Origin of the sequence: Pseudomonas sp. G1002 (genome assembly GCF_013385455.1) — a bacterium.
GTDB lineage: Bacteria > Pseudomonadota > Gammaproteobacteria > Pseudomonadales > Pseudomonadaceae > Aquipseudomonas.
In genome coordinates this window covers 72,548-82,940 of record NZ_JACAPY010000040.1, presented here as the reverse complement: position 1 = coordinate 82,940, position 10,393 = coordinate 72,548, and the positions used below count along the sequence as shown (strand labels likewise).

The following is a 10,393-nucleotide window of genomic DNA, read 5'->3' as shown; positions in this document are numbered from 1 at the left end:
GGCCAGGGATGGCCCATGACGGCGGCCCACGGTCCAAAGCCGGAGTGAGGGCACACCGAGCCTAAGCGAGGTGCCGAGTGGTGGGGCAAGAGCGTTTTGCTTACTTTTGCGCTTTTCAAAAGTGAGCCGCTGTAAGAGCGGAACCGATATAAGCCATCACCCAAATAATGGATATGCCCCCGATCCAAATCCCCCCCTCAACTGTTAAGCCTCTCCTGCCGCACGCCGTGCATCGGCCTCACCTCATCCCCCAAACAACGCCGACAGCTATAAACCCCCAACACCACCGGCTTTTTCTGCGCCCCGCGCTCAACCCAGGTCGGCGCAACAAACCGATACCCCTGGCCCGTCGCCGTCGCGATATACACCGAATCATCATCCCCCAACGCCCGCCGGATCGCCTTGATCTGCGCCCGCAGGTTGCACTCTTCCACCACCAACCGTGGCCAGGCGATGTCCAGCAATTGGGTCTTCTCCAACAGCTCACCAGGCCGCGAAGCGAGGGCAATCAGCAACGTCAGGGCCCGACTGCCCAGGCTCACCGGCTCACCGTTTTTCAGCAGCAGATGACGTCGGGGCAGCAGTTGATAAGGGCCAAAGTGGATTTCAATAGCGCTGTCTTCAAGGTGGCCGCGGTGTGAATACGTCATGTGATTAACCTTTGTGCATGTTCAAAAACACAACCCCGCGCGGCTCCCTTCGCGCAAGGCTGCAAGGGAAGGTCAGGTGTTGATCGCCGGGATCGGGTCTTCAGGATAATCACCCGGCTCCGTAGGCCCGCCAGTCAACCCGTATTGCTTGAGCACCGGCGCAAGCTGGCCATAGAACGCGTCCTGCGCCTTGCCATGGGCATCAGCCAGGGCGAAGGGCAGGAACGCGCTGCCGATCCCGCCAAGGATCGCCGTAGCCCCGCCGAGGATCCCGCTGATGGTCCCGGCCACCGCGCCGATTTCCGTGGCCCCGTACAACCCGGCCCCGGCTTCCACCAACCCGGCCACCGCCGCACCCGTACCCAGCACGCCGGTGGCAACCGAGAAACTGCCGCTCAGGTAGTCGCCTTTTTTCAACGAGTCGACACCGCCAATCACCCCGATCACACCGCCGATAATCCCGCCCGCCGAACCGATGATCTTGCCGGCCGCGCCGAGGTTGGCGATTTGCTGCGGGCTCAACGGGCCTTTGCCCACCGGTACCTTGCCGGGGAAGTCACCAATGGTGCCGCCATCCGGGCGGTTGACCCAGGTGATACCGTAACCCGCTTCCTTGGCGTATTTGGTGCCGCCCTCCATCAACAGCCCGGCAAATTGCAGCCCGGCGGATACCCGGTTCGCGTCCGCCACCGGCGTGTTGCTGCCGCTGGCCGAACGGGCCATCAGCACGCCGCTCATCAACACCGCACTGCCGATGTGCAGCAGGCCTTGCTTGAATGCCGGGCTGACGTCGCCGAACTTCATGCCTTCGATGGCCTTGGGCAGTGCGTCGGCGATCTTGTTGCCCTGGCGCCCGATGTCCCATACCGAACGCAGCATCGACACCACTTGCGCCGGGTCGATCTTGCCGCCATCCGAGGTGACGAACATCTCTGGATCTTTTTGCTGGGCGTCGTTGATCGCGGCACTGACCTTGGCTTCGTCGAAGTTGCCCTTGCCGTCCCCCAGGGTGATGTTCAGGGTGTCGGTGGTGGCGCCGCCGAGCAGGGCGTCGCCAAGGGCTTCGTTGAAATTCACCTGCAAGGTGGCGGCGTCATCCGCCGAGGCCTTGTCGCCGAGGAAGGCCTGGGCCGAGGCCGTGCTGGCGGCGAAGCTGCTGGCCGCCACGGTCGGGTCCATACCGCCGGCCACCGCGTCGGTAAAGGCCTTGCCGGTCACCAGTTGGTTTTTGTAGTACTGCTGGATGTTGTCGCTTTGCCCGGCCTTGTCGGCGATGCCGGTCAGGTCCACATGGCCGTTGCCCCCCAGCGCCAGGTTGGCGATGGTCGTATCGTTGGCTGCGTTTTGCAGGCCCATGCCCATGTCGATCTGCTTGCCGTTCTGGTCCTTGGCGTTGAGATTGTCGGTGAGGTTTTTGCCGGTCTCGATGTCGTCGGTGTAGTAGTTCTGCATCGCGACTTTCATCGCCGGGTTGCTGTCGACGATGTCGGCCAGTGCCGGGCCGCGATTGTTTTGCAGGAAGCCTTGCACGTCCGGGTCGGCCGAGAGGGTTTCGATGCCGCTTTGCAGCTGTGCCTTGATTTTGTCTTCGTTGGGGTTGAGGCCGTAGTGGGGCGAGGTGTACTTGTCCATCAACCCGGCGTGGGGCACGTAGTCGCTGACCAGCAGGCGGGTTTGTGCATCGGTCAACTGCACCAGCACCGCGGCTTTCTGTTCGCCGCTGTAGTTCTGCGGGTTGGCCAGGATGTCGGCGGTCAGGCCCGAGGTGTCGACGCCGGCGACGGCATCACGAGTGGCGGCCCCGTCGAGGAAGGTCAGGGTGTCGCTGTCGGTTTTCGGCGCCTGTTTTTCCAGCCAGGCGCCGATGTTGTCGCGGGTGCCGATGCCGTCCGACTTGCCGGTGGCGGGGTTGTCGCCGCCGGTTTCCAGGGCGTGGAACATCCCGGGTCTGGACCACATGGCCGCTGCGCCGGTCAGCTCGGTGCTCAGGGCCGAATCGCTGCCCAAGGCTTGCAGGTTGTCGCTGCGCAGCATGCCGTCGTTGCTGCGCTGGTTGGCGTCACCGGGGCGCATCGCCGGACCTGCGCCAGCGGCCAGGCTCTCATTGGCCATCAGGATTGCCGCCGACTTGGCATTCGCCTTGGCCAGGTCACCGGGTTTGCTGCCGAGGAAACTGCCATAGGATTTCGACGCGGCGCCGAGGTCCTTGCCGGCGTTGTCGATGAAATGGTCGACATCGGAATGGGTGATCACATTGTCGGCCTTGCCACGCCCGCCGGTATCCAGCGCGGCCATCAGGCTCGGGCTGCTGGCCACGTACTTGAGTACGGCCTGGGCCTCGGGGGGGAGTGTCGTGGGTGGGTTGGCGAAGTCGATCGGCGCGCCATGCAGGCCCCAGGCGTCCCAGTTTTGCGAGAGCAATTGCGCGGCCGCCTTGGGCCGGTTCAGGTCGAGTTCTTCCTTGGTCGGCGTGCCGCTGGTGTTGCCGGTGATGGTGTCCCAGTCCTTGGCACCCGACACGCCAAACGATGAGGTGTCGATCCAGGACGTGTCCGAGGCGCCCGCTGCGCCGGTGCTGCCGGCATACAGTTTGGCCACCTGGTCGTACAGCGCGGGGGTGATGTCCTGGGACACGATCACCTTGTCGCCCGACGCCGTGGTATAGCGAATCAGGCCCGGGCCGACTTCTTCGGGCGGGCCGATATTCGCTGCCGGGTCCATGGTTTCCGTGGGGCCGGCCAGGCGGTAGCCCTCGGCCTGGCTGGCATTGATCGCAAAGAGCTTGGCCGAGTCGCCGCTGACCTGGGCGAACAGCGCGGGTGTTTCCTTCTGGCTGACCACGATTTTGTCGCCGGCACTGGTCTCGTAGCGGATCAGTCCCGGGCCCAATTCGGTGGTACTGCCGATCGCCTTGTAGTTGCCCAGGCCAGGCGCCACGGTGCTGGCGTCTGCCTCCTTGTAGCCGGCGCCTTTGCTGTCGGCCAGATTCTTCTCAAGGGTCGCGTCGCTTTGCTGTGCGTTGTACTGGTTGACCAATTGCTCAAACAGCCTGGGGCTGTCGATCTGCTTGAGGGTCACCGGTTTGTCGCTGCCCAGCGGGGTGTAGGTGATGCTGTTGTTCACCGGTGCCTGCACGTTCTGGTACGGCAGCGGAATGGACGGCCCGCGGATTTTCGAGGGGTCGAATACCGGCTTGTCGACGGCGGTGAACAGGGCTTTTTCGAACGTGCTCCGGGAGCCATCCGGGCCTTTGTTGTCGGCAGGGTCAAGGCCATTCGGGATCGCAGTCATAGATCACCTGGAAGTTGTTTTATATCAGTCGATATTTAGTGCAAGTGCACTAACTGGGGCGGGCGAAAGTTGCGAAGTGTTATTGGGTTAACCCGCGCCGAGCTATCAAACGCGATGATCAAGTCGGTTTTGTTACAAATGGAAATATCTGCAAAGTTGGGCAAATGGCTATTAGTTAAAAGTGTGAAGTTGTCGGATTTATTTTCTGGAATTGTTGAGTGATCAACGTTTTTACCCAGGGGTAACGGGCTCGTAAATTGTTCGAGTTGGTTCGTTTTTCAGGTTGTGCCCCCGTAAACATTGGGTCTCGTCGTGTATTGGTTTTTTAACAAAAGTTCCACGCCCGCGCGGCGATGAGATTTTCTCAACGGCACGTTGAGCCGGATTTTTCACAGCACCTGCCATGAACGTTTCACAAGCTTTCACAGCGAAGGCGTTTTGTTCGTGAGTAGTATGGTTCCCATGCAAACCGACGGCTGCATTGCCAACTCACTGTCTGACGCTGGGAGTTTGTTTCGGTTTGCATGCGGCTTAACTTCCCTATCGATGCAAGGAGATTGAACATGGCTACTACTCCACCAGTAAGTGCAGGCGGCGCCGACGACGCTATCGCGAAGATGGAAGCAACTTTCAACATGGCCATCGAGAAGTCGGCCAAGATCACCGAGATCAGCACCGCGAAAAAAGCAGAGCTCGACGCCACCAAACAGCGTCCGCAGAACTGATTCGCCATGCGGGCAGCGCCGGCGCTGCCCGTATACCTGCCTTACCCCGTTGCACCGTTGTTGATCGGCACAGGCGTCGTTGCGGCCTGTGATTCTCAAGGGGGCAAACCCAACCATGACAGCCTTGATTTCCCTGGGCCTGCCCGCCGCGAACGGCGCGCCGACCCTGCTTGTGACCCACGGTTTGCACCAGGGCAGTTCCCTGATGCTCGACCAGCCGGTCTACACCCTTGGCGCCGCCCTGGCGGCCGACCTCCAGCTCAGCGATCCCGGGATTGCCGAGTTGCACCTGCGCCTGCGTTTTGAAGGGGCCCAGGTGGCCGTCGAGGCCCTCGGCGGCGATGTACTGATCACCGGCACTGCCGGCGATATCCGTATTCCCCAAGGCAGCGGCCATCGCGCGCGGCTGCCGCTGCAACTGCGTATCGGCACGGCGGGTGTGAGCCTGGCGCTGCCGGGCAGCCCTGAAAAAATCCCTGCTACGACACGCACGTTAACGCCCTGGATCATCGCCACCGCGTTGCTCTTTGTGTGCGCTGGCGCCCTGGCATTTCGCAATGATCCACCGCAAGCGCAAACCGTAATGCCGGTTGCCGAAACAACCGCAGCCAAGCCTTCCCGTGCCGAGGCCAAGGCCTGGTTCGAAGGGCAATTGCAGGCCGCCCACCTGGACGCCGTGAAGGTCAACGACATCGATGGCCAACTCAACGCCGTCGGCTCCTTTGAGCGCGCGCAAAAGCCTCAATGGGTCGCCCTGCAACAAGCCTTCGACCAGCGTTACGGCCAGCAGATCGTGCTCAACCCGCGGGTCGCCGTGCGTGCAGATGCGGCCCGGCCACGGGTGCGCTTTCAAGCCGTGTGGTTCGGCGCCAACCCCTACGTGATCAATGACAGCGGCAAGCGCCTGTACCCCGGCGCGGCCCTGGCGGACAACTGGGTACTGGAGCGCATCGAGAACAACCAGGTGATCCTCGCCCGTGGCGAAGAACGCTTCACCTTCACCCTATGACGCTGCTTTTTTCAGCTAAGGCCCCGGGATGAAAGTCGAACCCCGTCCGTTGATTCCCAGTGACGTGCGCAGCGCGCCGGTCGATGCGATCCGCCCGGTCAACTCGCGCCAGGCCACGGCTTTCGAAGCGTTGCTGAAAACCCGCAAGGTCCAGTCCCGCCGCTCCCTGCGCAGTGACCTGGAAGAACTCACCAGCGCCGCCGGCGTCGACTCGCTGCTGTTCGGCAGCGCACGTTCCCTGGAACTGCTGGAACACGTGATGCAGCACCTGTTGCCGAACCTCGACGCCGAGCCGCAGATCAAGGCGCTGGCCCATGACCTGATCAGCGAGGAAATCGAGATGCGCCGCACCCTCGAACAACAACGCTCGGAGGTCCAGGCCTGATGCCCCGGGACAACGACGATGCGGTGCAATTGCTCAAGGGCATTGGCGAGCTGTACCGGCGCAACGGCCAGTCCCAGCGCGCGCTGGTGATGTTGCTGATTGCCGTGAGTGTCGCGCCCGACGATGGCCAACTGTTGCGCTCGCTGGTGCTGGCGTTCACCGACAGCGGCGACTTCACCCGCGCACTCGCGGCCCTGGATCGGCTGGTCGCGCTGGAGGGTGAGTCTGCCAGCCTGTTGCTGCTGCGTGCCCGGGCGCTGTGGTACGGCGAACGCAAGGACGAAGCGCGCCAGTGCTTCAAACGCTACCTCGCTGCACGGAGAGCCGCGCCATGAACCTGCTCAATCGCCTGAACGGCATCGCGCGCATGGCCGCCCAGCGTACCGACGTGATCATCGTCGCGTTCATGCTGATGGCGATCGTGATGATGATCATCCCGCTGCCTACCTACCTGGTGGACATGCTGATCGGCTTGAACATCGCCCTGAGCATCCTGATCCTGATCGTGGCGTTCTACATCGGCCACTCGGTGGAATTCTCCGCGCTGCCGCCGCTGATCCTGCTCAGCACCCTGTTTCGCCTGTCGCTTTCGATCACCACCACCCGCTTGATTCTGCTGCACGGCGACGCCGGCCATATCGTCAAGGCCTTCGGTGACTTCGTGATTGCCGGCCAGGTGGTGGTGGGCATGGTGGTATTCCTGATCATCACCGTGGCGCAGTTCGTGGTGATCACCAAGGGCGCCGAGCGGGTCGCGGAAGTGGCGGCGCGCTTCACCCTGGATGCGATGCCCGGCAAACAGATGAGCATCGACAACGACCTGCGCAACGGCGATATCGACCAGGCCGAAGCCCGCCGCCGGCGCTCACGCCTGGAGCGCGAGAGCCAGATGTTCGGCGCGATGGACGGGGCGATGAAGTTCGTCAAGGGCGATGCGATTGCCGGGTTGGTGATCCTCGCGGTCAACCTGCTGGGCGGCATGCTGATCGGCATGATCGAGCGCGACATGGCCTTCGGCGCGGCGGTGCACACCTATTCGCTGCTGACCGTGGGCGACGGTTTGATCGCACAGATCCCGGCGCTGCTTATCTCGGTAGCGGCGGGCACCGTGGTGACGCGGGTCAACAGCGACGGCGAAGCGGGTGACCTCGGCAGCGAGATTCTCAAGCAGTTGGGTGCCAGCTACCGCGCCCTCGGTTTGACCGCACTGATCATGGTCGGCGTCAGCGTGATACCGGGCTTTCCGACCTGGGTGTTCCTCGGGTTGTCGCTGGTGTTCGGTGGTGCGGCCTTCGTGATGTACCGCCGTCATACCCGTGAAAACCAGGTAGAGCCTGAAGCGCTGGTCGAGACCCTGGAACCGGTGGTTGAAGTGCAGGCCGAGCAGGATTATGGCGTGGCCCCCGACACTCGGGTATTGCTGACCCTCGGCAGTGCGTTGGCCCTCAGCGCCCCGCGCCAGCTACTGAGCCAACGCATCGAAGCGCTGTGTCACGACATTCGCAGCGACCTCGGCGTCGATATGCCGGTGCCGGGCATTCACATGGACGCCAAGGCCACGCCGGGCAGCTACCGCGTGTCACTGGAAGGCGTACCCGTCAGCGAAGGCGAGATGCCGATCAACTGCCTGCTGTTGCAGGACGATCCGGTGCATGTGCAGTTGCTGGACATCGCCACCCTGCAAGCCGATTCGCCCCTCAACGGTCGTGCCGCGCACTGGATCGAGCGTCAGCACGAAGACGCGTTGCGCAACGCCGGCATCGGTTTCCTGCTGCCGGACGAAGTCCTGCGTGGCGTGCTGGAACGCAGCCTGCGCCGCTATGCCGCGGACTTCCTCGGCATCCAGGAAACCCGCCTGCTGCTCGAACGCACCGAAGCCACCTACGGCGAACTGGTCAAGGAAGCCCTGCGCCTGGTGCCGTTGCAGCGGGTGGCCGAGACCCTGCGCCTGCTGGTGGGCGAGGGCGTGTCGATCCGCAATCAGCGGGCCTTGCTCGAAGCCATGGTGGAGTGGGGCGCCCGGGAAACCGATGCCGGCCGCCTGGCCGAACACCTGCGTGCAGGGTTGGCGCGGCAGATCAGCCATCAGTACGCCGACCGCAATCGGGTGATTGGCGCCCTGGTGCTGGCGCCGGGATTGGAAGACCAGTTGCGTGCGTCTCTGCGTCGCCAGGAGCCCAGCCGTGAAGTGATCCCCGAGGAAGTCAACCGCGCGTTGCTCGCCCAACTGCGCCAGGCCTGCGACAAAACCACTGAAGCCAACAGTGCGGTATTGCTGGTGCACCCGGAACTGCGCCGCAGCCTGCGGCGCCTGGTACTGCGCGGTGAGCTGGAGCTGGCGGTGTTGTCGTTTCGCGAACTGGCCACCGAATACAACCTGCAAGCGCTGGTGACCATCAGCCTTACCGATATCTCCAACCGCCGTGCACCTGCCGCGGCTTCCGTCACTTCCCTGGCGTCTGCCTCATGATCCGTTTTTGTCTGCTGTTGCTGACGTTGACCTCGTTTTTCTGCAGTGCCCAGGACATCGCCAACGGTGCCCAGGGGTCTATCAACCTGGCCTCCGGTGAAGGCCGGATCCTGCATTTTGTGGCCCCGGTGGAGTCGGTACTGGTGGCCGAGCCGGGGATTGCCGACCTGCAAGTGGTGTCGCCCGGGGTGATCTATATCTTCGGCAAGGCGCCGGGCAATACCAGCCTGATTGCCCTCGGCAGCGACGGCAAACAGCTTGCCAGCCTGAGCCTGGCGGTCAGTAGCGCGACCCAGGCAGTGACTGCGCCGATGCAGGAATTGCATCCCGGCAATGGCGCGCAGATCAGCGGTGCCGGTAACCGATTGATCGCCAAGGGCACGGTGCGTTCGGTTGGAGAAGCGACGGATTTGAATGCCTTGCTCAACCCACAGGGCCAGGGCTTCCAGAGCGCGGTCAACACCACTGAGTACGCCGGTGCAGCCCAGGTCAACTTGCGTGTGCGCTTCGCTGAAGTGTCCCGCTCGGAACTGCTGCATTACGGGGTTAACTGGAACGCCATGTTCAGCAACGGCACGTTCTCCTTTGGCCTGATCACCGGCGGACCGCTGGCAGCCGCCACCGCCGGTGGCCTGGCGTTGGCGGGCAGCGGCTCGGGCAATACCAATATCGACGGCATGCTCGACGCGTTGCAGGCCAACGGGATCCTGCAAATCCTGGCCGAGCCGAACATCACCGCCATGACCGGGCAAACCGCGAGCTTCCTGGCGGGCGGCGAAGTGGCGATCCCGGTGCCGGTGAATCGGGACCTGGTGGGGATCGAATACAAGTCGTTCGGCGTGTCGCTGCTGTTCAACCCGACGCTGTTGCCCAACGGCCGGATCGCCCTGCAAGTGCGCCCGGAGGTCAGCAGTGTGGTGAGTGGCGGCACGGTGGATTTCGGCAATTTCCATGTGCCGTCGTTCAGCGTGCGCCGCGCCGATACGCGGGTGGAAGTGGGCAGCGGGCAGACGTTTGCGATTGCCGGGTTGTTCCAGCGTGAGAGCAGCCAGGACATCGAGAAGCTGCCGTTGCTGGGGGACTTGCCGATCCTGGGCAACCTGTTTCGCTCCAAGCGTTTTCAGCGCAATGAAACCGAATTGGTGATTTTGATTACGCCGTACCTGGTGGAGCCGGTGCGCAGTCGCACCCTGGCCACGCCGCTGGATGCGCAGCCTGCGACCGCCGCAGCGGCGGGGCCGCGCAGTGGTGGGGCGTTTGGTTTCTACATGAATTGATGAGGGGGCATGGCATGAAAGTTTCGCGTTTGTTGATGTGTTTGCCCCTGTTGGTGGTGGGCTGCAAGACGCATCTGGCGCCGGTGTATTACTCGCCGCAGTATCAGGCGGACGGGGTGCCAAGCCAGTGCCAGCAGCCGCCGGCCAAGGACGAGATTGGACTGGACGAGGATTTCAAGGCGACCTTGCCGCTGGGCTGTGCCAACAATTTGAATTTGATGCAGATGGTGGAGCAGCGCCAGGATTTGAATCAGGGGCGGGCGACGGGGCCTGCGATGGCCGCACCGGTTGGGCGGGCGGCGCAGGTGTATATCGAGGGGTTTGATCGGGAGCAGTTGCAGCGGCGTCAGGCTCAGCAAGAGGCCAAGACGGGCGCTCCGGGAGCGGAGCAATGAACCTGCGTTCACATGTCCTCTGTGGGAGCTGGCTTGCCTGCGATAGCGGTATTCCAGGCCCAGCAGATCCATCTGCCACACCACCATCCAAATGTGGGAGCGGGCTTGCTCGCGAAAGCGGACTGGTAGGCGACCGGGATCTTGAAGCTTACCGCGTACATATCCATTCCTGCGGTAACGGCCACTTAGGG

General features: G+C 63.0%; 9 protein-coding genes. 7 read left to right on the top strand and 2 right to left on the bottom strand.

Annotation, left to right across the window (positions count from 1 at the left end; all coding sequences use genetic code 11):
• Positions 1-197 precede the first annotated feature (197 nt).
• Positions 198-650, bottom strand: a complete 453-nt coding sequence (locus HX801_RS26455; protein WP_177023013.1) for a winged helix-turn-helix domain-containing protein — start codon at positions 648-650, stop codon at positions 198-200.
• A 72-nt stretch (positions 651-722) separates the two neighbouring features.
• Entirely contained in the window at positions 723-3,941 is a 3,219-nt protein-coding gene (locus HX801_RS26450) for a type III effector HrpK domain-containing protein (protein ID WP_177023012.1), read from the bottom strand.
• Positions 3,942-4,504: 563 nt separating this feature from the next.
• On the opposite strand from HX801_RS26450, the gene HX801_RS26445 reads away from it, so the two are divergent.
• The 7 genes from HX801_RS26445 to HX801_RS26415 all read left to right on the top strand — a co-directional run bounded on the left by HX801_RS26445 (position 4,505) and on the right by HX801_RS26415 (position 10,202).
• Positions 4,505-4,666, top strand: coding sequence for a hypothetical protein (locus tag HX801_RS26445; RefSeq protein ID WP_003207273.1), 162 nt, complete (start codon positions 4,505-4,507; stop codon positions 4,664-4,666).
• Positions 4,667-4,781: 115 nt separating this feature from the next.
• Complete coding sequence (locus HX801_RS26440) at positions 4,782-5,675, top strand: FHA domain-containing protein (protein WP_102606208.1); 894 nt, start codon at positions 4,782-4,784, stop codon at positions 5,673-5,675.
• Positions 5,676-5,703: 28 nt separating this feature from the next.
• Positions 5,704-6,060 (top strand): hypothetical protein, encoded by a 357-nt coding sequence (locus HX801_RS26435; RefSeq protein ID WP_177009712.1) that lies wholly within the window; start codon positions 5,704-5,706, stop codon positions 6,058-6,060.
• On the top strand, positions 6,060-6,395 hold the full coding sequence (locus HX801_RS26430) for a lipopolysaccharide assembly protein LapB (protein ID WP_087694813.1): 336 nt from the start codon (positions 6,060-6,062) through the stop codon (positions 6,393-6,395). Before HX801_RS26435 ends, HX801_RS26430 begins: the two co-directional genes overlap by 1 nt.
• Positions 6,392-8,530 (top strand): type III secretion system export apparatus subunit SctV, encoded by a 2,139-nt coding sequence (gene sctV, locus HX801_RS26425; RefSeq protein ID WP_008433174.1) that lies wholly within the window; start codon positions 6,392-6,394, stop codon positions 8,528-8,530. Before HX801_RS26430 ends, sctV begins: the two co-directional genes overlap by 4 nt.
• Entirely contained in the window at positions 8,527-9,807 is a 1,281-nt protein-coding gene (locus tag HX801_RS26420; RefSeq protein ID WP_177023011.1) for a type II and III secretion system protein family protein, read from the top strand. Before sctV ends, HX801_RS26420 begins: the two co-directional genes overlap by 4 nt.
• A 14-nt stretch (positions 9,808-9,821) precedes the next feature.
• On the top strand, positions 9,822-10,202 hold the full coding sequence (locus tag HX801_RS26415) for a hypothetical protein (RefSeq protein ID WP_177023010.1): 381 nt from the start codon (positions 9,822-9,824) through the stop codon (positions 10,200-10,202).
• Positions 10,203-10,393 lie beyond the last annotated feature (191 nt).